Below are 22,924 nucleotides of genomic sequence, written 5' to 3'. Positions count from 1 at the left end.
ATTTAAGATAAAAGGACTTATCCCTCTTTCGAGAATAAGCCCTCTTCTTTATCTAATGCATTTTTCCTTCACCTTTTTCCAAATTAGATGCGATCCTTCATTTCCTCAAGATAACGAATACACCGCTGATTTATCTCTTCTAAGAAGATTGATAACTTCCTTTTGAACATTATTTTCAACATAAAAGGGCTGTCTCATTCTATTATGAGACAACCCCTTTTTATCTTATTTAATAACTACTTCTTCATTTTTACAACGCAGCAATCTCCGTTGTATAATTAGTATTCTTATTTCTCGCATCAAAACGCGAAGCAAATTCTTGTGCTTGTTGTTTAAAGTAAACGTATAATTCCTCGAGGTTATAGGTACCACTTTCCTTATAATACGGCAATTGTGGAGAGAGTTGCAATTGTCTTGTTCCACCTTGCTTCATAATTGGCAACATATAGCGTGCAAAATTGTAGCGGTGAATGTCTTCTGCTTCGATATCCCAAGCGGAGATACGTTCAAATATGGACCACGTTTCTGGGTGATTGATTGCATTCATATACGACATCAACAAGCCCATGGAATAGCCAACAGAGCTGTCGTATTGGTCATGTGCTTCGTACTCTTCAATTGCTTTATCGAAGTATTTTTCTGCCCCAGCAGTATCCCCTGCTAACCACGAATAATAGGTTAAGCTACAAAACGTCTGGAACGGCATCGAATAACAAGTCAACTTCTTGTGGATTAGATCTTGTGCTTTTACAATAGCCTCGTCCAATTTTCCTTGAAACAACAATAATTCTACTTCTGTATCTAATTCACAAGCGGAACAATTGGTCATATCATCTACCAACTCACTATTAGCTGCATCGATGTATTTTTTTGCCAAATCATAATCGCGCAAATGAAAAGCTAAGCCAGTCATCACGTTGTTATACGCACGATTACTGAACCCATTTTTTTCCAATCGGCGTTTCAGGTCTTCACCGATTTTTTCAATTTCCTCTAACGGAATTAAAGCACTGCGGTATGCTGAGCAAAACATCCATTTGTACTCCCAAAGGAATTCAGATTCGTCGAAATAATCTTCATTGGCATCGCTTGTATGTAAAATCCATGCAAAAGCTGGAAAACTCTCACTACAACGCGAGGTATTGCGCTCTTGGCGAATTAAGTCCAAACGCAGGTCAAACCCCCAATCGATATCATTGTGTTGATCCGCAAGTTGAATCGCTTCTTTTAGTGCGACAATCTTATCTTCTAAACTTTTTAAACCCTCTACTTTTAAAAGGATTTTTTGGATTTCTAAATTGTAATTCATAGCTGTTTTTTTCTTTTATTCTCGTCTTCCATTCGTTTGATTTCGTCTTGAGCAGCGGTATTTCCGTTTCGGATATCGAAGCGTTGAGCCCATTCATACGCGCTTGCTTTATATGCTTTTGACAGCGCTTGTAAATCATACCACCCTTCTTCTTGATAGAAGGATACGGAAGGCGATAGGGTTAATTGTTTTTTCTCTTTTCGGTCTAAGACGAACATCATATGTCGACTCAACATCAGTTTTAAGTCATCTTCGGCGTCAATATCCCAGCCTGCAATAATTTCATAGTAACTCCACAGACTTTCATCTCCTATTAGGTGTAAAGCATAAATTAAACGCGTTAATCCATAGAGGAGGGAACTGTTTACCTCGGACAATTGAGTAAACTCTTCTTTGGCCTTTTCTAAATATAAAGCAGCGCGATCATCGCCATAGCGCACCATAAAATATCCCATGGAAACATAGGTTTCAAAAGGCAAGGAGAAATCGCGTATTTTTTTGTACTCCATTTGTTGCATTAGATCAACCGCTTGATCAAATTGCCCCAAACGAGAAGCGCTTTCAATTTCATTGTCATACACCACGGCTTCCCCGCAAATTTCGTCTAAAGCTTCTTCTCTTGCTTTGACCACATATGCGGCCCCGAGCTCATAATCACCAAGATGTTGAGCAAAACCCGCCATGGTATAATAGTAGCTTCGTTTAGAAAATTTGAAATGTTCTAACTTTTGTTCCAAATCTGCGGCAATGGCATATACTTGTTCCAAAGGGATATTCACATTCCCATAGGCCGAACAGATCATCCATTCGTATTCTTCCAAAAACTCAGATTCTGATAGTTGTTCGGGATGCAAACGCGCTTGTTCCAACAACCAAGCAAAAGCCAATGGGCTTTCAATACAAGCCGAAGAGCAGCGTTCTTCGCGAATCAACATCATGCGTAAGTCAATTCCCCAACTCAAATCTGCGTGTTTATCTGCCAAGTAAATGGCCTGTTTCAATTGAGCAATACAATGTTTGGAATCAGTGTATTCCTCTTGGATTTGCAGCAGTATTTTTTGTATTTCTAAACGGTGGAGCATCTTAAAATTCAGGTAAAAAATTAGTCATCCCCAAGATCACGAATTGATAAAGGGCATGGTTAAAGATATCCATCTCTTGTTTGTTGATCGTATAACCTCCCAACATCAACGCTTGTACGTATAACACGTTAATTAACGCCTCAAAAAGTTCAGGATCTTTAATCATCAACAGTTTAGCTACCAACTCATTTTGTTGATTAAAACACAAGGTAGGCAGCACTTCTTCTTGTTTTTTAAAATGACCTAAAGCCGCTGCAAAAGGGTTTGAACTCTGAGATAAGTTTTGCATGCTCTTGCTGTTCAATGCCTCTTCATTGGCAATATAGATCGCGGTTGTATCTTGGGGTTCAAAGCGCTTGACTTCTGCTTTACAATACTGTTGTTTTAGAATTTTGTTTGCCTTTTCGATAAATACATCTAGGCTGTCATCAGTAATCGATGCAGCTTCAAAGCTATCTAATACGTCATTAGGCTTGATCAACTCAATAGTTAACACAGGGTTGCTGGCTTTTATATTTTGAATTAAATCAGCCTCATAGCTATAAGCCGCGTTAATCACCAGTTTTTGTTGAGATCCAGCAATACGGCGAATTTGTCTAAAATCATCTAAGGATGGCGTATAGAAAATAGTGCCATAATTCGTACGAATATCCCTGAAGAGCAACATTCCTTGATTGGTTTCAAACGGCAAATAGTCTTCAAATAATTTTAAAATTTCGTTATCGGAAGCGGCTAGTGATTTGATAAACAAATGGTGAATGGAAATGAGGTGTTCTAATTTTTCCAGATTCGAAACAGACAAGAGTTTCAGGTAATCTTTGAAACAAGTTGTCAGTTCTTTTTTTGCCTCCGTTAACAAGGCATTATTCATCAGTGATTCGCGCGATGCCGTAGGTTGTAACCCATTTGAATTGATGATACAACGAACAAACGACGTCCACTCAGGCAATAAATTGGTAGCTTGATCGCATAAATACATGCGTTTCAAAAAGATTTTGTGCTCTTTGGATGTCGATGTATTTACTTTATTGGGTATCACAAAGGCTACGCCTTTGATATCACCTGCTTCTGATGAAATAGGGAATACATCTAGGAATTTTGTTTTAAAAACTTCTTTCCCATAGGCCAATAGTTCCTCTTTGGATGCCTTTGGATTTAACCAAATCGGATTTCCATCAGACAGCACATCAACCACCCCATTTTCTACCAATTTGATTTCAATTGGTAGGGCACTACCGTAAAACAGTACATTTTGTTTGACTTCTTCTTTTTTAAACAGGGATCTCCAATTCTTTTTTGCATGTAGGATCACGCGTGTTCCAACCTCAGGAAGCAAGTCGATCATTTCAACGTCATAGGTACCGTCAGCTCTACCGATCCAACGCACCGATTCTTCCTTATACAAGGAGCGAGATTCCACAATAATTTCTTCAGATACCACTAAACACGACAGCAAACCGATACCAAAGCGACCGATTAGATCTTTTTCTGCTAATTCTCCTCGTTTTGAACTCTGTCCAATAACCGACAAGAACTGGTGCATGTCTTCGAGTGTTAATCCAACGCCATTGTCTTGAAAGATCAACTGATCTTCATCAAAAAACAAAGTTATTTTTCCTTGAAACTGTTCATCAATTCCTTTTCTAACTGTAACGGCATCCACGCCGTTTTGCAATAATTCGCGAATGAATACTGTTGGCGAACTATAAATATGTTCGCTCAACAGTTCAATCATTCCCTTCATATTAACTTGGAACTGATAGTTCTTTTTATTGTCCATTATCTTCTTCTTTTTCTTGGGCCACCAACGATTTTCTGTGCATCTTCATTTCCGTTTTCTGCAGCTTGTTGGTACCAATGTAGCGCCAATTCATCATTTTGCTCTACACCTTCTCCTTTTAAATAACAATTACCTAATTCGTATTGTGCCATTTCATATCCGTTATTCGCAGCTTTTTCTAAATAGCTTACCCCTTCTACGGCTTCTTGTGCAACGCCTTCCCCTTTCACTAGCATAACGCCTACATAAGCGGCAGCTTCCATATTTCCACGATCTGCTACTTCTCTCAAATAATACATCGCTTCTACATAGTCTTTTTCCGTTCCGATTGCGTAGTAGTAACACATTCCCATGCGGAAATAAGCTGCATCATAGCCGCGTTCAACGGCCATTTTATAGAAATGGAATGCTTTTTTCTCATCTCGTTCAACGCCAATGGCAAATTGGTAGCAAATGCCCAATCCTTCTGACACATAGCCACGTTGTTCTGCTGCTTCGTAATAAGGGAAAGCTAAGTCATATGGTTGATCTTCTTCATATCCGTATAAATAGTAATCTCCTAGGGTCAGCATAGCTAGTGCAGATCCGTTTTCATTGGCTTTTTCCAACCAGTATTTGGCTAGATCCAAATCTTTTTCTATGCCATAAGCATAGAGGTAATAAGTTCCTAATTTATATTGTGCGTAGCTGAATCCAATTTCAGCACCTGCAGTCATGTATTCTACAGCTTTTTCGGGACTTTCAGCTCTTCCTCCCATTCCTTCTTCATAGGCTAAAGCTAAGTCGACATTCGCGTCTTGATAGCCGTATTCGAGGGCTTTTTCAAAGAGCTCAAACGCTAATTCACGATTTTCAGGACCTCCAATTCCGTAGCGGTTGCAACGAGCAAATTGATAGATACCTTCAGCAAAATCTGCATGGGCAGCCATTTCAAAGTAGGATCTTGCTTTTTCAAGATCCGCTTCGCCCAATAAACCATCTTCATACATATACCCCAAGCGAACTGCCGCATAGGGATAGTTGTTTTCAATTGCCTCTAAATAGTATTGTTCTGCTTTTGCTGGATTTTCTTCGAGTCCAAACCCGCGCTCTAACATCATCGCTAACTCTACCTTACAGTAGTTGGAATTATAAAGCTCAATGCCTTTTTCATAGTAGGCAATAGCTTTGTCCAAATCTGGGTTTTCGTGGTAACGATAGTATCGTCCTGCGTATTCAATTCCCAATCCGCTGTTGCGTTCTGCAGCGATTTCGTAGTATTCAATGCATTTGTTGTACTCTTCTTCTGAACCAAATTCACCAAACTGATAGCCATATCCTAAGCGATAAGGAGCATAGTCATCCCCTAATTCCATCGCTTGACGTAAGAGTGCTTGAGCGCCCTCTACATCGCGTGCTATCTCTTGATGTTCCAATAAAGCCACTGCTTTTTCGTTCATCGCACGTGTCGATTTTGCTTCAATTGCACGGTCTAAATACGCTAATCCTTGTTCGATGTTTTTGTAGTCGTTGTGGTATAAATACAAAATAGCCAGTTCTAACAAAGCTTCATTTGAACCGTATAAAGCCGCTTTTTCCAGCGATTGTATCGCTTTTTCAAACTGAGGTTCACTTTGATCTGCTGGGTATAAATAATAGTATCCTTGGACAAAACCAGCATATGCAATGCCGTGTTCAAATCCAACTTGTAAATAGGGAAATCCTTGTTCAATCTCATATCCTAGCGGAGCAAAACGCGTGTTGCAAATCATTAAGCCCATCATATAGTTACAATATCCGCTGTTGTGCTGAATACCTTCTAAAAAGGTTTCCACTGCTTTTTCATCTTGCCCTTCGCGCAAATAATAATCGGCTAAAACGTAGAGTCCACGTTTTTCCAGGTGAATTAAATCGTGGAATTTATCCAATACGGCTTTTCCTTCTTCAGGTGATTCGCAAGCGCGAAACTCGATATTTAGTGCAAATAAAGGACCGACGCGATTACCCGGTCCATAGGATGAATGAATGAGCTCCAATCCTTTTGCTGCATCTTGTTCAAAACCTAAATTTCCGTAATATACGTTGTACCCCATAAAGGCTTTAGCAGTAAGATCTCCCGTTTCAAATCCTTGTTTCAAATAGGCAGCTGCCTTCTCATCGTCTTTAAACCCGTAACGGGCATTCATGTATAGCTCATGCATAAAGGTGTACGCCTTTGCATATCCTTTATCGATAAACAACTGATTTAACAACACCACATCGTCAAACCAAAGCGCATAATCCTTGTCATTCAGGTAAAAACTACTGCGCTCGCGGTTTGATTCTTCGTTAATTTGCTCGTACAGTTCCTGAAATACTGCGCCTTCTTTTCCTGTTTGCAAGGCTAGCATACACAAAGCATGCGCTTTAAACCAGTCAACTGGATCTGAATAATCATTGGTTGCTAAATACGCTTGTGCAGCTCCACTTAAACTTTCTTGCCCATTAGCAAACTCACTGATATAGCTTAAGTATTTCACATTAAACTCGCCCATAATTTTTTTCTTTTTCAAATAAAACAATTTTTCTTGATTACTGGACCCAATCCAGCCAACAACAAATTTATGAAACGCAGACGACATAATTTGTTAATTCTATAAAAGTGTGCAACGGAAAAGTTAATTTCCCCAATGTTAGGGATACAAAATAAATAAAACACAACCTACTGACTGTAAGAAGCATACATTCGAAAGAAAAAAAAGCAAAAAGGGTATAGAAGGTTAGTGGTGTAAATATTTTTTATTCACACGGGAGGAAGCAATGTAAGAAGCAATAAATCCAAGAATAAAAATAGAGAAAAATACGACGAATACATCGCTAATATTAAACTCAACGGGATAAGCGAATCCCGGGCGGATTAAGATCAATCCAAAATGTTCTTGAATCAACACGCAAATAATGCCGAGTAGAATACCTAATAGACCACCAACAGTACTAATAATAAGGCCTTGCAACAAGAAGATGCGTTTGAGTTGCTTTAGGGAAACGCCTAAATCATTTAAGGTTTTGATGTTTGTTTTCTTTTCTAGGATGATCATGAGTAAGGCCCCAACTAGGTTGAACAAGGCAATGATCACCACCAATAAAAAGATAAAATACACCACTGCATTTTCCGTGTTCAACATGCGATACAAACTATCGTTTAGCTGAATGCGGTTTTTTAACACCACGCTATCTCCCATGACCTCTTGAATAAAGGTAATCGCTTCTTTTTCACTCACCCCTTTATTGAGGGCAAATTCCAAATTGGTGTATTCATTTTCAGAAAGGCTGAGTAAGTGTTGTGCTAATTTAATATCGCAAAATACGTATTTGCTATCCAGTTCTTCATTGCGAAGGGAATAGATTCCAACAGGATGCAAATAGGTGTTTAAAAAGGCATCTTCTGGATTACTGACTACACCAGAACCCGGTTTGATCGATAGCGCTTGTAGGTTATGTTCTACATCGAATAACCCCATGGACAATAAATACGCCATGCCTAAGCCTACAACAACTTCATCCGTGTCTGCTTCAATCCAGTTGCCCAACTCTATTTTTTCAGGAAATTGGCTGACTTTTGGAAAATCAGCATCGACGCCTTTGAGTATAGCAACGGTTTGCTTTTCATCATAGGTAAAAAGCAACCGATCCTCTACTACACGAGCAACCCCCGAAAATAAAGGGGATTGACTCAATTTTTCGTATTGAGCCTGGTCCACAACGAAGTTTTTTCCCTGTTTACTAAACGCTTTTAGCTCCGGATCTAACTCATTGGTGAACGACAAACTAAACGAACGAAGACCACTAAACACAGCTAGCACAATTAACATCGCCATAGCACTCACCACAATACCTACAGAAGCTATTGCAGTAATGACGTTAATTGCTTTGCTCTTGCTTTTGCTAAAAGCGTAGCGTTTGGCTATGTAAAATGATATCTTCAACGTTTTACTTTTTCTTTCTCTTTGCCAATAAATCTGGATTGGCAATTGGGTTTTCGTCTCCTTTTAATGCTTTGTCAATTTGATCGATATACTCTAAGCTATCGTCTACATAAAACAGCAAATCAGGTACTTTTCTCATTTGATTTTTCACTCGTTGTGCAAGGTCGTGTTTGATTAGTGGCGCATTCGATTGAATAGCCTTCAACAACTCTCCACCGCGCTCAGCAGGGAAAATGCTCAAAAACACTTTTGCAATTGATAAATCTGAGGTAATGTGTACTTTAGAAACTGAAATAATCAAATTGCTTATTCCGTTCTTGCGCACTTCTCCTTGTAATATATCTACTAGGTCACCTTGCAGAAGTGCTCCCATCTTCTTTTGTCTATTTGTCTCCATGTTGCAAAAATACAATTTTTTGGATAGGATTTTTTTTATATTTTCACAAGAATGCGCTTCTGTTCTTTCCTAATCTTCAAGATGATACACAAGCTAATCTTAAAAGTGAACTTCTATCTAGTGTAAGGTATCACCGTCGGGACATGGAAACCTACAAATGCTGTGGAACAAATAGCGGCTTTTCAAAAAAGACTGACCAATAAATAAATTGAACAAAGCCCAGTATTTCCCATTAGAAATGTAAAGAGGAAATCACTAATATTTTGTATTTATTTCTTGCAAAAACCAATAATACGCAGTAATATTGCAACCGCTAAACGTCAATTTGACTGGTCCTATAACTCAGCTGGTTAGAGTAGCTGACTCATAATCAGCAAGTCCCTGGTTCGAGCCCAGGTGGGACCACAATCAAAATTTACAGTCAAATCGACCGGTCCTATAACTCAGCTGGTTAGAGTAGCTGACTCATAATCAGCAAGTCCCTGGTTCGAGCCCAGGTGGGACCACAAAAGAACCCCTCATTACCTTGGTAGTGAGGGGTTTATTTTTTTAGGGTTGACAAGAGGAGTAAATAAACAAAATTCTTTAAGACAAGGAGAGATTAGGTTTAAGCATGTAGTTTTTTTGAAATACATTGAGTTATATTACTAGCGATAAAAACTGGGGTATGCGTTTATTCTGATTTCACATAGTAAGCCTATTCTTTTCATCTACTCTTTTTTACCCGAACTGTCCTCTACCTTTTCTTGCGTAACACATGTAGCAAATGCATGAACATGACTAGAACAATCAATCCTCCCATACGCAGTACAGCGAGAACTAGATTAAGAATCATACTAATGCCCAAAACAAGAGTATTAATCCAGGATTTTTTTATCTTTTGCTTCTTCAATTGTTCTAATAAAACACCTGTTTTCAGGTGTGTTTTTTCTATCTCCTCGCTATATTGTGCTGTATTTTTTTCGATGTCGTGCTCAAAGAATATGCCCTCATACCCTCAATTCAATCTCCTGCAGTAAGTTACTCTACTATCCTTTCAATTCCACAGAAAAATATTCCATTAATCTGCTTTGTTGCCATAGACTTACATTATTTTGCATACATATCTGGAGTAACAACGTATTTCGTTACATAAACTCCGTTTTTATCCTTGTAATAGTAATTAAATGTCACCTTGGCATCTCTCATTTCTTTCAGGTCGGGATTCGTTTGAATATTCTCCAAAATACCCGTAAAAAGCGTTGATTCCACGACCTCCATATTGAGTTCTTCTTTTGCATAATTGACAATCGTATAATTGTATTGCAAGGTTTTATTTGGCATCGCCATCGTATTGTCCATTCTCAAATCTTGATCGATATACATCGGACAGTTTTTGTTTATCTCCGAAGCCACTACAGCTAAGGTTTCATCAATATCAAGTGTCGGTCTCAAAAAATATTGGCTTACACCAACAATGAGTAAAACGCCAAAAATAATACCCAGCAATGACGCAAGGGGCATTTTTTTCTTTGGTTTCTCTTTTTCCGTTTGTACAGGTGTTGCTGTTGCTGTTTCGATCTCAATCTTTGGCAGTTGGTATCCACAATTCGAACAATACTTTGATGTATTCACATTTTCTGTATCGCAATTTTGACAAATAATTTTCATCTTTTGTATTTGTTTTAGTTGGTTTTATCGCTGTAAAGTAAAGAAGTATAGGCGCTTCTATCCGTTTTCGTTTTCTACTCTCTTTCTTTGATTGGCAAAGTTAACAAATTCCCAAATCCCATTTTCAAAACCTCCGCTTTTATTCCTCTTTTTGCCTCTACTCCTTCACACCTGAAGTGCACTTCGACCTGTGTCTTCTTTGACTCATACTCCTAGTCCCTACATTAAAATACGGTCTAAAGTGGTATCTAAATAAAACAAAAACAACTGAATAGATTGACTTATAGTTAAATCACGGCCAGTCACGCTGTAAATAAATTGGCAACCAACCTATATAAAAAAAGCCCAACGAATAAAACATCCATTGGGCTTAACATAATATAGTTTGATTGGTTTTTGTGCTATTTTACAAGTTCTCTTTCGCGTAAGAGGGTTTTTTCTTCTTTTTCTACTTTGTATTTTTTTGTCCAAATACAACCATTGTCATATTCATATGCAAATACTTCCTTTTCAATCACAGGACGTCTAGGCGGAGTTCGGTCTTTTTTGCGCTTTCTTTGTTTTGAATAAACAGGCGCTACAATCGTTCTGCTGCTTACCTCAACAACGTTATTACACGAATCATACTTATAGGTAGTCGTGCGAATTTTTTTCTCTCCATCTTCAAAAAAAGTAGTCTTTTCTAGGCGAATAGAACCATTTTCGTTATAGGCTCTTACCGTACTAAATCCGCGTTCATATTCTTCCGAAAACTCGCGAGAAGTAACTAGCATAGGTCTTCCTTTGACAAATTTCGTAAAAGTACGTTCCCCATCATCCACGAGCATCCCTTTGTCATCATAGGTAAAAGTACTTTGATATACCACCTCACGCACTTGGCCGCGGTCGGCATCATACATCAAAACTTCTTGAGATACTTGTCCTTTATCATCGTAGAAAACATCGAATAACTTTCCTAATTCATCTTTATAGTACAAGCGATAGCTCTTAATGCGTCCATCTTTTAATTCGTATTCAATGCGATCATTGGGATACACACTTTCCGGATCTTGTTCAAAAAAATGATCATACTGCTTCCATTGTGGATTTGAATCAATTCGATTGAGTGCCATTTGTGCAAATGCAGCAGTACTCATCGTTAACAATAGTAAGGTAAGAATCGCTGGCTTTTTCATTGATTTTCTAGGGTTTTGTTGTTCATTTTCCTTGAAGGAATACGCAAAGTAGAAAAAAAACTAGCCATTACAAAAAATAAAGCTAACGAATACGAAAAATTAACTTAAAAAGGCGTGTAACAGAACACTCTTATCCACTGAAGGCGTCATTCACAGCAGATCCACATGGAGTATACCCTCCTTTACACCAAGCATAAGTTGGAGTAACAAAGGCCTGCGACGCCCTACATTCAGTTCTAAAGTCTGTTTCTCATTATTCGCATAGCACATACTTGTTTCCATATGAAAGTCGATGATTGCATTAGTAAAGACATAGCGCACGTTTATATCTCCATTTTTTTGTTGACCTAGCCAATAAAACTCGATAATACTCCCTGGTTTTTGGGCGCTATACTCTTCAAAATAACTTTTAACTTCAAGAAACACTTCCCCTTGGCTTGCGTTTGCCATACGAACAGAATCAATAGTTGTACCGGTAGTAAACACTTGTATTTGATCGCCTTGGGTTTGTGCATGAAGTGAAAAAGGCAAGCAACAGAGCAAAAGCAAACCGATAACAAATCGCAATCTATCACAAAAAAAAGCAAAATTTAAACTTCGGCACAGATCTTGCATATAATCACATATGTAATTAATTATCATAAAAAAAACAAAAATACGCAACAAATAAAAAACAAAAAAAGTCGGATACAATAGAAATCGACGAAATATTTATACAAATCAACTAAGCGAACATACCAAAAGAGTATAATTAACGTTTATTTTAAAGGAGATTACTTAGGATTTCAAAGGCAAAAAGCAGGAGAAAACAAAAAAAAGACATAAACGTTAGTATAATTCATATTTTAAAAAAATTTAACTAATTTTAATAAACATATGTTTAATTTTGTGGGCAATACTATTTCCCCCAAAATGAGCACAAAAGACAGGGTAGCATTCCTATCCAAAACTTTTGATAAATCAACTACCGTAGTATAGAAAAGGACAGATTAGAACACCTTGTGCTTTACTTTATTTAACTATACTTCAGGAGGAAAAAGATTATTTTATATTAAATTTGCAATTGAAAGAAATTAAAGAAAAAGATGAAAAAGATTATCTCATTATCCATCCTTTTGTTGACGATGTCTGCGACTTACGCACAGAGAAAACCTGTGATTATGACAGCTAATGACATTGTTGTATACAAAGACTTAGAAACGATTCTGGAACATAAAGCTGAATTGGGTCTAAGTCATAAACAAGAAGCTTCTTTTGTCGTGAAAAACGAATACATCAAAAGAGATCTTCAAGCGTTAAACGACAGAACTGATATGTTGCCCGTTGAGAAAAATGAAACGGCAAAAAAGGTGAAAGAGTCATACGCTTTATTCATTCAACGCACACTGACCAAAGATCAAATGGATCTATGGGCACAGAAAAAAGTAGAATACGACTTAGCCAATAAACAAGACAATGGCTATAAGGCTGATCTAAAAGAGTTAGATGCTGTTTATAAAGCAGAACAAAAAGAGATCTACAGAAAGTACGGCATGGACAGAAAAATATACGCTGCCCAAAAAACGGCGCTTCGCAAAAAATACGATACCGATCGCCTTAACTTAGCGCAGTACTACAATGTAACTAAAGAGGAAAACGACGTAATGTCGCTAGAAGAAATCGCAAACTTGGTGAAAGAATTTGACGATTACTACAATGGAGAAAATGAGACGAATCCTTTAAAATACTTAAATATTAGGGAAGCTTCTTCAAATGAGGTAGAAGTAGAGCAAGAAAACTATTCAGAAGAAAACTATACAGAAGAGAGCGAAACGGAATAAAAAATTACTTTATACTAAACAGCAGTAAACTAACCCTTACTGCTGTTTTTGTGTTTTTAGCCCTCATCTGTTTGGATAGGGATGTCTTTTCCCTTTTGCTTTTAGAAAGACAATCAGCGATATAAATAGAAACCCAACAAAAACAAAAAGTAAAAATACCATTTAAAATGTCCGAATTACACCAAAATACAGCATTTTAAAACCGTTGCAATTCAGTATTTTTACTTTACTTTGCATAAAAATTATCTTATGTCATACATATCAAGAGTTCTCAGTGGAAAATGCCCAAACTGTGGCAAAGAAGATTTATTCTATGATAAGGGAAATCCCATCACCATGCGCATGCCAAAAATGACGAAAGAATGTTCACATTGTCATTATAATTTCCATAGGGAAACTGGTTTTTACTTTGGAGGGATGTATGTAAGCTATGGACTTACTGTTGCCCAGATGTGTGCAGTAATGGTATTGAGATTAATCATCAATGCGTTATTTGACACGCAGATTACTCTGCTTCAAACCTTTATCGCTATTGTAGTTGTAATATTTTTATCATGGACATTTAACTACCGATTATCGCGCATAATTTGGTTAAATATATTTTATAAAAAAGAATAGTTTCTTTCAAAAAGTTAATTATCTTTGCACCACTTGAAACAAAAACGGGTGTAGTTCAAGGGTAGAATAGCGGTCTCCAAAACCGTTGATGGGGGTTCGAATCCCTCCACCCGTGCGAAAAAAAAAGTCCTTACAACTTGTAAGGACTTTTTTTTTTACTTTCAACTGCAAACCAATTATTGATAACGTTTAAAAAATTCTTTTGGCGTTTCGCCTACGCGTTTTTTAAATAACTTAGAGAAATACGAATAATCGTCATAGCCTAACATGGAGGCAATATCGTTGAGCGGATAGTCCGTATAAATCATCATGCGCTTAGCTTCTAGGACAACGCGATCCAAAATGATATCTGTCGTTGTTTGATTGACCATTGTCTTGCAGACGCGATTCAAATGCTTTTGCGTCATATTCATCCAGCCCGCATACACTGCAGCAGATTTTTCTTCTGCAAAGTGTTGTTCAATCAATTCTTCGAACAGCTGCAGATGCGTGGCATATAAATTATTATGGATGGTCTTAAACGTTTCCCCTTGAAGGAGAATGCGATTCGTTTCAATATAGAACAGCAAGGTCAAGCTCACCAATTGCTGGTTGCGTTTCCACTGCTCTTGTTGAACTTCCTCCACCATGCGATGGAGAACAAAAGCCAAAATCTGTGTATCTGCCTCGGTCAAACACACCCGATTGGGATAAAAAGCCGAACGGAAAACAGGATAATCGCGTAGCGATTCCTTCAACATATACAAGTCTAAAAAGTTCTGGGTGTGAAAGAAGATATATCCTTCAATATCGTCTGACAACTCCCAGCTATGTGTTTGCCCTGGCGCCAACATAAAGGCCGTCCCAGGTTTTACCTCATAACGGTTGAAGTCAATCTCGTGAATGCCCTCCCCTTTTGTAAACAGCACACCTACATAGAAGTTGTGCTTATGAGGTCGTTCAATATGACTGTGATTGTCAATCAAATGTTGGGATAGCCGATTGGCATAAAAATCCGTTTGCAGATTATTATGTGTGATATCGTTAATTTGTAAGATTGCTATTTCGTCCATGTTCTTCCCCTTTTCAAACAAAAGTAAAAAGAAATTCTACCAAGCCCAATATAATTAACTATCTTACAATAACTTTCATTTTAGCAAATAAGAATTGCATAAGCAAATTTTATTTTCAAACTTTGTTACTCAATCTAAAAAAGAATTGCTCCAATGAAAAAAGCAATAATAGCAGGGGGCGTAATTGCCTTAATCACGACTGCATGTTCTCAACAACAGCCGTCACAAAACTTAGAATCACTAGATAAAAAATCAGCGAGAGAAGTTACCTTAAAGACGATTCCTGCTGGAGATAGCATTCACCATATCACGGCTCAAACCATTTGGGCAAACGGACAAGTTGTACTTGAGAGCGTCGATACAATAACCACGGCTAAGAACATTAGCGACTGGGGGGCGAGTCAACCGACGAGTCTTGAGAAAATTCCAATTTACGTAACTGTAGAATAAATATGAAAAAAAGTAGTAAAGCCGTTTCCTTAGTTTTAATCACCGCCACCTTAGCATCATGTTCTAAACCTACAGAAACCAAAGAAGAGCAACAACGTGTATTCATGCGAGCGGACAGTAGTGCACCCTATACAGAGGTTACAGATCAATACCAACAACAACGCAATAGTGGCGGAGGAATGGGTATGGGAAATGCGCTCTTGTGGTATATGGCCTTCCGTCCGATGATGGGTGGTGGAATGGGCTATACTAGTCCAGGAATATCCCCTCAATCCAACGTAGGAACTAATGCAACCAAAGCTGATGCGTACAAAAAACAAACCGCACGCGGTGGTTTTGGCAATACGGCAAAAAGCAGTACCGTTTCTTCTTAATTGTAACACATGCAAATAAAATATGTAACCCCACAATCCAACTGGCAAAACCGATTGGAACAGCATGGATTTGGCTATCACACTGACGAGAACAACATCCCCTACTGGATAGAAGAGTACTACTATAGTATTTCCGAAAACTTTGCGGATGAAGTCTATGCTGCTACTGCAGATTTATGGCAAATGTGCCTGGAGGCCGTTGACTATGTTATTACAAATAAATTATACGATCAATTTCAAATTCCGCTGTTTTTTCACGAACATATCGAGCGCTCATGGGAAAATGATGAGCTGAGTATTTACGGGCGTTTTGACTTTGTTTACGACACTGTTCACCAACAGTTAAAGGTATTGGAATTCAACGCTGACACCCCTACCTCACTCTATGAAACAGGCGTGGTACAATGGCAATGGATGAATACCTATTTTGGTTCTTCTAAAGATCAATTCAATTCCGTACACGATCGCCTCATCGAAACGTGGACAGAGGCCAAAGCACATATGAAGGGCAATACGCTCCACTTTTCCTGTATGCGCGAAACACTAGAGGACCTAACTAATATTGAATACCTCCGCGATTGTGCCATTCAAGCGGGAATTCAAACCAAATTGATCTACATTGACGACATTGGCTGGGACGGAGAAACCTTTACTGACCTCGAAGATGAAGTAATCACCGATATTTTTAAACTATACCCGTGGGAGTGGTTAATTTATGAGCGCTTCGCCCTACACATTCCCAATGATATGGCAGAGGCTCAATGGATTGAACCTTCGTGGAAGATGATTTTGTCCAACAAGGCGATTTTACCTATTCTTTGGAAGTTGTACCCCAATCATCCTTTGTTGTTGGAAGCGTATTTTGACGAGGCAAACGGCATGCAAAATTATGTCAAAAAACCGTTGTTATCCCGTGAAGGCGCCAATGTAACCCTCTATATCGACAACCAAATTGTCGAAGCAACAAAAGGTGACTATGGAGATGAAGGCTACATCTGTCAGGCATTAGCCAATATCCCCAATCAAGGTAAAGGCTATTTTATCATAGGCAGCTGGCTCATCGGACAAGAACCTTGTGGTATTACTTTTAGAGAAAGCGATAAACGCATTACCACGGACAAAAGTAGATTTGTACCTCATATTATTGAATAACATACAAGCCTAATGACTATTTATTAGGCTTTTTTTAATCCATTGTATCCTATGACTCCCGATTTTATATACGACCAAGCCTTCGAAAAAATTGTCTTTGAACCTCATTCGATTTCATTTCGAGAATACGAAAACTGTACATTCATCGAATGCGACTTTAGTGCGTGTTCTTTTCTTTCGACTATATTTATCGATTGTGATTTCAAAAATTGCAATTTCAAACAGGCCGCTATTAATTATGTGGGATTGAGAAATTGCCACTTTCAAACCTGTAATTTCACCCATGTTAACTTTACGATGATTGACCAAACCATTTTTGAGTTCTCCTTTACCGATTGTAATTTGGAGTTTACTTTATTCTATGGTCTAAACTTAAAGAAAACCTCTTTCATCAATTGCAGCCTGATCAGTGCTGATTTTATGGAGGCTGATTTAACACAGGCGATGTTCGACAACTGTAATTTGTATCGCGCGAATTTCACCAAAGCCAAAGCAGAGAAGACCGACTTCTATACCAGTTATGATTTTGACATTGATCCCGATTCGACCAAACTCAAAAATGCTATTTTTTCCAGACACAGTTTGGAAGGCTTGTTGAAAAAGCATCAATTGATTTTAAAATAAAAAACAGAGAACCTCGGTTCTCTATTTTTTTTCGTTAAATCCACGCCTTTTGTTTGAAAACAAAAACAGCTAGTGAAAAAATAAAGCAGGACACAATTCAGATCGAACTGTTTGCTATCAATTTATTTTCCGTGGCTATTTTGACCAATTCAATCATATTTTTAGCCTTGAATTTTTGCAATAAGTTTCGACGGTGCGATTCTACAGTAATAACTGAAATAAATAATCGTTCAGCAATCTCCACAGAGGTATTTCCTATGGCGATTAGTGCTAGTACCTGTTGTTCTCGTTTAGTCAGCCTTGGCAATTCTAAATTGTTAGATGGAGCAGCTAACATAATACGTTGTACTTCTTTGCTTAATGCAATTTCTCCATTAATCGCGCTATCAATACACTGAATAATTTCTTCAGCATCTGCATTTTTTAAGATGTAACCGTTTCCTCCATTTTCCAAAAAACGAAATATAATGCTGCGTTCTGCCTGATTGCTTATCCCGATAACAATGGTCTTAGGCGATTTTTGTTTAATCGCTTTACAGAAGTCCAAGCCACTTCCGTCGTTCAAAACAATATCTAGCAATACTATATGCACTGTATTTTCTTGGATGAAACCTAGTGCAGCCAATCCTTTTGTAAAAGAGAATAGTTGAAATTTATTAGCCTGTTCCAATAGCGATTTCAAGCCTTCTAAAATCATAGGATGGTCATCGATTAGTACCAAATTCAAACATGTCTTGTTATACATAGCATTCAACATTTATAGTGGTTCCTTTTCCTTCTTCCGATAAAATTTCTACGGTTCCATTCAGCAAAGCTGTGCGGTTTTTAATACTATTTATTCCTAATCCATAAGCTACCTTAGTTGTATCAAAGCCAATTCCGTCATCTTCAATCGTCAGGCTTATTGTATTTCCATACTGACTAAGTTGAACAATTACACTAGTCGCCTGTGCGTATTTTAGCACGTTACTGATGCCTTCTTGAACAATACGATACAAGGATAACTGTATCTTAAAAGGAATGTTGTCCCCTACATTGAAAGCTTCGAATTGAATGTACAATTGTTTTTGCGACATGGATTCACAAAGTTCTTTCACAGCAATTTCCAATCCAAGATTTTTCAATGTTTCAGGCATTAGATTCCTGGCAATACGACGCATTTCTACAATAGACTTATCTATTTTTTTCAATAACTCATCCGAATTTTCAGCATTTTCTTGAGAGATTGACATGCGAATGTTCGCGAGCATTCCCCCCATACTATCGTGTAAATCTTGCGCTATTCGTTGGCGTTCTTGTTCTTCGCTTTCTAATATTGCATTTTTTACTGCCAATTTTGCTTCAGTGCTTTTCTCTTTAATTTTCTGTTGATGAATAATTTCATTTTGAAGTAATCGACGTTTATTATTTCGGTAAAAATTAAGCGTAATGAGTGTAATTAATAATAAAATAACAACGCCTGCAAGCGATAAAGCCGTAATTAATCTACTGTTTTTTAAGTTAAGCTGTGCTTCTTCTTCGTTACTTTTAGCTAGCAACAATTCTTTTTCTTTACGCGCTACATCGTATTTTAGTTCTAAATCATTAATTTGTCTCTTAAAATCCTGATCGTGTATTTCTATAGTAAGATCGCTGTACTTTTTTAAATACTCATACGCATGTTCTGTTTTTCCTAAACCTTTATAAGCATCTGAAATAAATTTGTAAACTGACGATTTGTTTGCATCAACTTCAGTCGTAAATGGATCTTTTTCTAATAATAAGCCAATTTGTAAAGCTTCGTTAAAGCGTTTCATTTCTAATAATAAGCCCACCTTGTATATATGTATCTCATGAATATGATAGGTTTTATTTGGACCAGCAGTAAACCTTAAGGCTTTGTCGTAGGAAGCTAATGAAGCATGGTGTTGATTATTTTTTTGAAAGTATAAACCTTCTATTAAATAAAAAATACTCTTTTGATCAGAATCAGGATTGTTTTTGAGAATTTCTCTTGCTTTATCAATATAATCTTTTGCGTTATCCGTTTGGTTAATTATAAGATAACATTCGGCTATACGATTGTACATACTGATCAACCTGTGATTTTGATTTTCTTGAGATAGAAGAAGTTTTTCAGCATTTAAAAAGTAAACAATTGCTTTTTCGTATTGCTCCAAATTCATAAAACCTATTCCCAAACTAATGTTAAGGGTAGCTAGTCTACTGTTGTCTTTAGCTTTTTCGGCATATGGAATAGCTTTATTCAGCGTTATTTCTACAAATTTTTCATCTTCATCTTCAATTTGATGAATTACCGCAATATTATTCCAAATATCAGATTGTGTTTTGTAACCTTCTTCGTTTTTCGAAATTTTATTCAAGAAAGAATCAGCTGTTAAATAGTGCTTTTTGCTTTCTTCCAAATTGCCTCTTGAGTAATAATAGTATCCTTTTTTTGCATGATACATCCCTTTTAAAAACAAGTTACTATGAGCCTTTTTATGGCCTTTTTCTAGATATTCAAAAGTTTTTAACGAGTCTTTAGGCGTCCAATACGTAGCTAAATTAAAGTAAATCGTTGCACGTAAACTATCGTTAGATGCTGTCTCTAACGATTTGTATAAATCTTTAGCATATTGTTCCATATCTAGCGGAAGTTGTGCGTGATTTTCTTGGGAAATTAACCCAAATAAAATAAGAAAAAACAAGGAGAATCTGTGCATCTTAATCTAAAGTTAAATACAAATATCCTAATAAAAAGCATTCCTTTTTTGCTCTCGCAAAAAAACCATGGTAAACCATTAGAAATAAAATCAAGGTTTTCAATGATTGTTACAAATTCTCATTTTGTAGATATTTGATTTTTTATAACCAAACTATTTATAATGAAAAAACTAAACACACAAATTGCATTCTTAGGAATATTATCAGTACTAACATTAGGAACAATAGCTACAAGTTGTAGTAAAAGTGATGATAATGCAGGATATGAACAACCAACAAAGGGCACTATCGATGCTGCTGTAGGCACGTATAAAGGAAAATTGAGATCAAGTCACCTCGATCAATACGAATATTTTGATGCTGTAGTTATTGTTACTAAAGTAGATGACCAACATTTGAAAGTTACACCAAAATCAGGTGAAGCTTATTCTAGCGTTACGCCTAAAACTTTTAAAGTGGAGGGTGGTTATAATAACGGAATTCAGTCTGTTTCTGGTATTCTAGAAGGTTATCTTTGGTATACTGCAGATGTAAAAACCCTTGAAATGGCAACAAATCAACAAGCTGAAACAGAAATTAGTTTTTTATTTGATGGTGTAAAACAATAGATTATATGTTTTTTTAATTCGTAAACATTTATCTTTAGCCTATCAAAAAATTATAAACAAATGAAAAAAACAGCCTTTATTCTTGGGTTATCCGCTTTGATTGTATCATGTAATCAATCAACAAAACAACAGCAAAATAATGCCAGCCCCGCAGTAGAAAGTACTGTCGAAACAAACGATGTTAAAACAGATGAAGTTCTTGATCCTTCTACTGCTTTCAATATTGAAGATATTGCGTTTTCTACTGCCGATATAGGTGATTTTCCTTTTATCAATCTTCCCGAAGGATTAGAAGCTCACAAAGGTGCTATAGACCGAAAATTTGATGTTTGTTTCTTTCCAATCAACGGTGTTATGACTCCTTTTGAAGGCAAAATGTTTAAAGCAAATGTTGGCGCAGTTCGTGGGGAAGAATATTCGCAACGCTATTTCGAAAAAAGTATGGAAGAATATTTGCTTTCAGTTGGAGCGGTTAAGGTTTTTGACGGTGAAATCACCCGAGAAGAATACGACCGTTACAATGAACAAGACCCAAATAAAGGGGGGTCTGGAGACATGGGCTATTGGGATCAAAACATCAAGTTTTTTATTATTCGAAGTCAAGAAAAAGGAAATATCTACATCCAATTCACATCTAATAATGCAGGAGGAAAACTAAATATCGTACAGGAAGAAGCTTTTAAACAAACCATTACTAAAGTCACTGCCGAGGAAATTGCGAAAGATTTGAACGAAAAAGGAAAATCAGTTTTATATCTCAACTTTGATGTTGATAAATCTACTATTACTGCCGAAGGACAGCAAGTGGTAACACAAATTGCAGAAGCGCTTCAAAAAGATAAAAATTTAAATATTTCAATCGAAGGACATACAGATAATACAGGCGATGCGTCACACAATAAAAAGCTATCAAACGACCGTGCAACTGCTGTAATGAATAACCTTGTTTCTACTGGTATTGAAAAAGCTCGATTAACTGCGAAAGGTTTCGGGTCGGAAAAACCATTAGTTATGAACGATTCAGATGAAAATAAAGCTAAAAATCGTCGGGTTGAATTAGTAAAAGTTAATCACTAATAAAAACTGTTGCTTGAAAATAAGAGGACAGCTTTTTTTAATACATCAAAAATGAAAAAAAACATCATAAGTAGTTTGTTATCAGCATTTATTTTGTTTAGCTGTAACTCTTCAAACGAAGACAGAGCAACAGATAACAACAGTGAAATTACTAACACTCCTTTTACAGAAGGTTCTATCGAAATGGGAATCTATAGTAATAATATTGATCTTGGAAAACTAGTAGGAAAGATAGACTTCTCTAGAGCTGATATAAAAGAACAATACGAACAATTAACAGCGAATGATCCAGAGGTAAAGCCAATCTTTGACTTGATATCGAATATGGGAAACCAAAATCCGTTAGTCTCCTGGGCAGTCACCTTAAATATCGCAGAATGTACATACAATATTAAAGAGAATGAAGTATTAGGAAAAGTTAGAGGTTTTGGATGGACAATGGATAATTATTACAACAAATCACAGGACCAGGCGAGTATTTACTTAGAAACCTTGACACAGACTGAGATGATTAATGAACAAGACAAAAGAATATATTCTGCTTATAAACCGTCTGAAAACGGAGGTTCTGCTACAATGAATGAGGTCGACTTGAGTCTATTTAATAGAGAAACACAAAATGCCAAACAAACTGTTTCAGGTTATGAATGCGACATAGTCGTTTATACGCCTAAAACTATGGATGAAAACACCCCAATACAACTACAAAAATTAGTTGTTTATACATCGCCTCTAATTAATGATGTGATTAATTTTGCACATCCTTTTTATGTAGAAGAGAAACAGGGAATCTTGCGCATTGACATCTATTATTTGAATACTGAGACTCCAACGTTAGTGATGAAACCAAAACAAATTAAAGAAACAAAACCCACCACCAACGATTTAACCCCGCGTACTACAACGCCTGTCTATACACAAGACGATATAAATTGGGGGTTCAAGGCATTGGGTATTATGATGAGTGGATGGGGAATGTTAGAAAAAAATTAAATGGGTTCATCAACTCCTACTAGCGACAACTAGACTTACTTAACTAGTAAGTGAATAAGCTCGAATGCAATAAACCAATCATTTTATTAAATAAGTTAAACGAAGAAAATAGA

Annotated in this window: 21 protein-coding genes and 3 tRNA genes; 12 read left to right on the top strand and 12 right to left on the bottom strand. The window is 37.0% G+C overall.

All coding sequences use genetic code 11. The annotated features are described in order from the left end of the window. Window positions 1-250: 250 nt before the first annotated feature. The 6 genes from HX062_RS01750 to rbfA form a co-directional block, all read right to left on the bottom strand. Complete coding sequence (locus tag HX062_RS01750) at window positions 251-1,309, bottom strand: hypothetical protein (protein WP_286466137.1); 1,059 nt, start codon at window positions 1,307-1,309, stop codon at window positions 251-253. After that, window positions 1,306-2,391, bottom strand: a complete 1,086-nt coding sequence (locus tag HX062_RS01745) for a hypothetical protein (RefSeq protein WP_286466135.1) — start codon at window positions 2,389-2,391, stop codon at window positions 1,306-1,308. The genes HX062_RS01750 and HX062_RS01745 overlap by 4 nt, the downstream gene beginning before the upstream one ends. 1 nt (window position 2,392) lies before the next feature. Next, the gene (locus tag HX062_RS01740; protein WP_286466134.1) at window positions 2,393-4,171 is read right to left on the bottom strand and encodes an HSP90 family protein; all 1,779 of its coding nucleotides are present in this window, start codon (window positions 4,169-4,171) and stop codon (window positions 2,393-2,395) included. Beyond that, window positions 4,171-6,702 (bottom strand): SEL1-like repeat protein, encoded by a 2,532-nt coding sequence (locus tag HX062_RS01735; RefSeq protein WP_286466133.1) that lies wholly within the window; start codon window positions 6,700-6,702, stop codon window positions 4,171-4,173. The genes HX062_RS01740 and HX062_RS01735 overlap by 1 nt, the downstream gene beginning before the upstream one ends. Window positions 6,703-6,909: 207 nt before the next feature. After that, entirely contained in the window at window positions 6,910-8,115 is a 1,206-nt protein-coding gene (locus HX062_RS01730; protein WP_286466132.1) for an ABC transporter permease, read from the bottom strand. A gap of 4 nt (window positions 8,116-8,119) precedes the next feature. Then, on the bottom strand, window positions 8,120-8,512 hold the full coding sequence (gene rbfA / locus HX062_RS01725) for a 30S ribosome-binding factor RbfA (protein ID WP_182625483.1): 393 nt from the start codon (window positions 8,510-8,512) through the stop codon (window positions 8,120-8,122). A 331-nt stretch (window positions 8,513-8,843) separates the two neighbouring features. On the opposite strand from rbfA, the gene HX062_RS01720 reads away from it, so the two are divergent. Both HX062_RS01720 and HX062_RS01715 read left to right on the top strand, forming a co-directional pair. After that, window positions 8,844-8,917, top strand: a tRNA-Ile gene (locus HX062_RS01720). Window positions 8,918-8,944: 27 nt separating this feature from the next. Further along, window positions 8,945-9,018 (top strand) — tRNA-Ile (locus tag HX062_RS01715). A 583-nt stretch (window positions 9,019-9,601) separates the two neighbouring features. On the opposite strand, the gene HX062_RS01710 is transcribed toward HX062_RS01715, so the two are convergent. The 3 genes from HX062_RS01710 to HX062_RS01700 form a co-directional block, all read right to left on the bottom strand. Further along, window positions 9,602-10,162: a zinc ribbon domain-containing protein gene (locus tag HX062_RS01710; RefSeq protein WP_286466131.1), complete on the bottom strand. Its 561-nt coding sequence runs from the start codon at window positions 10,160-10,162 to the stop codon at window positions 9,602-9,604. 401 nt (window positions 10,163-10,563) lie between these two features. Beyond that, complete coding sequence (locus tag HX062_RS01705) at window positions 10,564-11,337, bottom strand: hypothetical protein (protein ID WP_286466130.1); 774 nt, start codon at window positions 11,335-11,337, stop codon at window positions 10,564-10,566. 150 nt (window positions 11,338-11,487) lie between these two features. Further along, a complete protein-coding gene (locus HX062_RS01700; protein ID WP_286466128.1) occupies window positions 11,488-11,787 on the bottom strand; it encodes a hypothetical protein in 300 nt (99 codons plus the stop codon). Window positions 11,788-12,422: 635 nt separating this feature from the next. Here HX062_RS01700 and HX062_RS01695 point away from each other — a divergent pair. The 3 genes from HX062_RS01695 (at window position 12,423) to HX062_RS01685 (ending at window position 13,890) form a co-directional block, all read left to right on the top strand. Then, entirely contained in the window at window positions 12,423-13,157 is a 735-nt protein-coding gene (locus HX062_RS01695; protein ID WP_286466127.1) for a hypothetical protein, read from the top strand. Between the two features lie 249 nt (window positions 13,158-13,406). Continuing rightward, window positions 13,407-13,775 carry a DUF983 domain-containing protein gene (locus tag HX062_RS01690; RefSeq protein ID WP_182625478.1) on the top strand — a complete coding sequence of 123 codons (369 nt, stop codon included), beginning with the start codon at window positions 13,407-13,409 and terminating at the stop codon, window positions 13,773-13,775. A gap of 44 nt (window positions 13,776-13,819) precedes the next feature. Then, a tRNA-Trp gene (locus tag HX062_RS01685) sits at window positions 13,820-13,890 on the top strand. Window positions 13,891-13,951: 61 nt separating this feature from the next. On the opposite strand, the gene HX062_RS01680 is transcribed toward HX062_RS01685, so the two are convergent. After that, entirely contained in the window at window positions 13,952-14,827 is an 876-nt protein-coding gene (locus HX062_RS01680; protein WP_182625477.1) for a helix-turn-helix domain-containing protein, read from the bottom strand. A 153-nt stretch (window positions 14,828-14,980) separates the two neighbouring features. Here HX062_RS01680 and HX062_RS01675 point away from each other — a divergent pair, with 153 nt between their 5' ends. Genes HX062_RS01675 through HX062_RS01660 form a run of 4 tightly spaced genes read left to right on the top strand, consistent with a single transcriptional unit; the run spans window position 14,981 to window position 17,427 of the window. Then, window positions 14,981-15,277, top strand: a complete 297-nt coding sequence (locus HX062_RS01675) for a hypothetical protein (protein WP_182625476.1) — start codon at window positions 14,981-14,983, stop codon at window positions 15,275-15,277. A gap of 2 nt (window positions 15,278-15,279) precedes the next feature. Then, window positions 15,280-15,651, top strand: a complete 372-nt coding sequence (locus tag HX062_RS01670; protein ID WP_286466125.1) for a hypothetical protein — start codon at window positions 15,280-15,282, stop codon at window positions 15,649-15,651. A 9-nt stretch (window positions 15,652-15,660) separates the two neighbouring features. Then, a complete protein-coding gene (locus HX062_RS01665; RefSeq protein WP_182625474.1) occupies window positions 15,661-16,803 on the top strand; it encodes a glutathionylspermidine synthase family protein in 1,143 nt (380 codons plus the stop codon). 51 nt (window positions 16,804-16,854) lie between these two features. Continuing rightward, entirely contained in the window at window positions 16,855-17,427 is a 573-nt protein-coding gene (locus HX062_RS01660; protein ID WP_182625473.1) for a pentapeptide repeat-containing protein, read from the top strand. A gap of 97 nt (window positions 17,428-17,524) precedes the next feature. On the opposite strand, the gene HX062_RS01655 is transcribed toward HX062_RS01660, so the two are convergent. After that, window positions 17,525-18,154, bottom strand: coding sequence for a response regulator (locus tag HX062_RS01655; RefSeq protein ID WP_286466122.1), 630 nt, complete (start codon window positions 18,152-18,154; stop codon window positions 17,525-17,527). A gap of 10 nt (window positions 18,155-18,164) precedes the next feature. Further along, on the bottom strand, window positions 18,165-20,054 hold the full coding sequence (locus HX062_RS01650; RefSeq protein WP_286466120.1) for a tetratricopeptide repeat-containing sensor histidine kinase: 1,890 nt from the start codon (window positions 20,052-20,054) through the stop codon (window positions 18,165-18,167). A gap of 240 nt (window positions 20,055-20,294) precedes the next feature. On the opposite strand from HX062_RS01650, the gene HX062_RS01645 reads away from it, so the two are divergent. The 3 genes from HX062_RS01645 to HX062_RS01635 are packed head-to-tail and all read left to right on the top strand — an operon-like array spanning window position 20,295 to window position 22,811. Further along, complete coding sequence (locus HX062_RS01645; RefSeq protein WP_286466119.1) at window positions 20,295-20,741, top strand: hypothetical protein; 447 nt, start codon at window positions 20,295-20,297, stop codon at window positions 20,739-20,741. A 60-nt stretch (window positions 20,742-20,801) separates the two neighbouring features. Beyond that, window positions 20,802-21,818 (top strand): OmpA family protein, encoded by a 1,017-nt coding sequence (locus tag HX062_RS01640; RefSeq protein WP_286466118.1) that lies wholly within the window; start codon window positions 20,802-20,804, stop codon window positions 21,816-21,818. 51 nt (window positions 21,819-21,869) lie between these two features. Beyond that, window positions 21,870-22,811, top strand: a complete 942-nt coding sequence (locus HX062_RS01635; RefSeq protein WP_286466116.1) for a hypothetical protein — start codon at window positions 21,870-21,872, stop codon at window positions 22,809-22,811. The last annotated feature ends 113 nt before the right edge of the window (window positions 22,812-22,924 follow it).

It is taken from the genome of Myroides sp. DF42-4-2, from assembly GCF_030326445.1.
In the GTDB taxonomy this organism is placed as follows: Bacteria; Bacteroidota; Bacteroidia; order Flavobacteriales; family Flavobacteriaceae; genus Flavobacterium.
The sequence above is the reverse complement of the archived record's forward strand: the minus strand, read 5'-3'. Positions and strand labels throughout refer to the sequence as shown.

Excerpts from the sequence above, each read along its gene's own strand:
- HX062_RS01695 (WP_286466127.1), top strand. The coding sequence starts at position 12,423 with ATGAAAAAGATTATCTCATTATCCATCCTTTTGTTGACGATGTCTGCG.
- HX062_RS01700 (WP_286466128.1), bottom strand. The coding sequence starts at position 11,787 with ATGGCAAACGCAAGCCAAGGGGAAGTGTTTCTTGAAGTTAAAAGTTAT.
- HX062_RS01645 (WP_286466119.1), top strand. The coding sequence starts at position 20,295 with ATGAAAAAACTAAACACACAAATTGCATTCTTAGGAATATTATCAGTA.
- HX062_RS01690 (WP_182625478.1), top strand. The coding sequence starts at position 13,407 with ATGTCATACATATCAAGAGTTCTCAGTGGAAAATGCCCAAACTGTGGC.
- HX062_RS01680 (WP_182625477.1), bottom strand. The coding sequence starts at position 14,827 with ATGGACGAAATAGCAATCTTACAAATTAACGATATCACACATAATAAT.
- rbfA (WP_182625483.1), bottom strand. The coding sequence starts at position 8,512 with ATGGAGACAAATAGACAAAAGAAGATGGGAGCACTTCTGCAAGGTGAC.
- HX062_RS01665 (WP_182625474.1), top strand. The coding sequence starts at position 15,661 with ATGCAAATAAAATATGTAACCCCACAATCCAACTGGCAAAACCGATTG.
- HX062_RS01670 (WP_286466125.1), top strand. The coding sequence starts at position 15,280 with ATGAAAAAAAGTAGTAAAGCCGTTTCCTTAGTTTTAATCACCGCCACC.
- HX062_RS01710 (WP_286466131.1), bottom strand. The coding sequence starts at position 10,162 with ATGAAAATTATTTGTCAAAATTGCGATACAGAAAATGTGAATACATCA.
- HX062_RS01740 (WP_286466134.1), bottom strand. The coding sequence starts at position 4,171 with ATGGACAATAAAAAGAACTATCAGTTCCAAGTTAATATGAAGGGAATG.
- HX062_RS01660 (WP_182625473.1), top strand. The coding sequence starts at position 16,855 with ATGACTCCCGATTTTATATACGACCAAGCCTTCGAAAAAATTGTCTTT.
- HX062_RS01750 (WP_286466137.1), bottom strand. The coding sequence starts at position 1,309 with ATGAATTACAATTTAGAAATCCAAAAAATCCTTTTAAAAGTAGAGGGT.
- HX062_RS01675 (WP_182625476.1), top strand. The coding sequence starts at position 14,981 with ATGAAAAAAGCAATAATAGCAGGGGGCGTAATTGCCTTAATCACGACT.
- HX062_RS01705 (WP_286466130.1), bottom strand. The coding sequence starts at position 11,337 with ATGAAAAAGCCAGCGATTCTTACCTTACTATTGTTAACGATGAGTACT.
- HX062_RS01640 (WP_286466118.1), top strand. The coding sequence starts at position 20,802 with ATGAAAAAAACAGCCTTTATTCTTGGGTTATCCGCTTTGATTGTATCA.
- HX062_RS01635 (WP_286466116.1), top strand. The coding sequence starts at position 21,870 with ATGAAAAAAAACATCATAAGTAGTTTGTTATCAGCATTTATTTTGTTT.
- HX062_RS01650 (WP_286466120.1), bottom strand. The coding sequence starts at position 20,054 with ATGGAACAATATGCTAAAGATTTATACAAATCGTTAGAGACAGCATCT.
- HX062_RS01745 (WP_286466135.1), bottom strand. The coding sequence starts at position 2,391 with ATGCTCCACCGTTTAGAAATACAAAAAATACTGCTGCAAATCCAAGAG.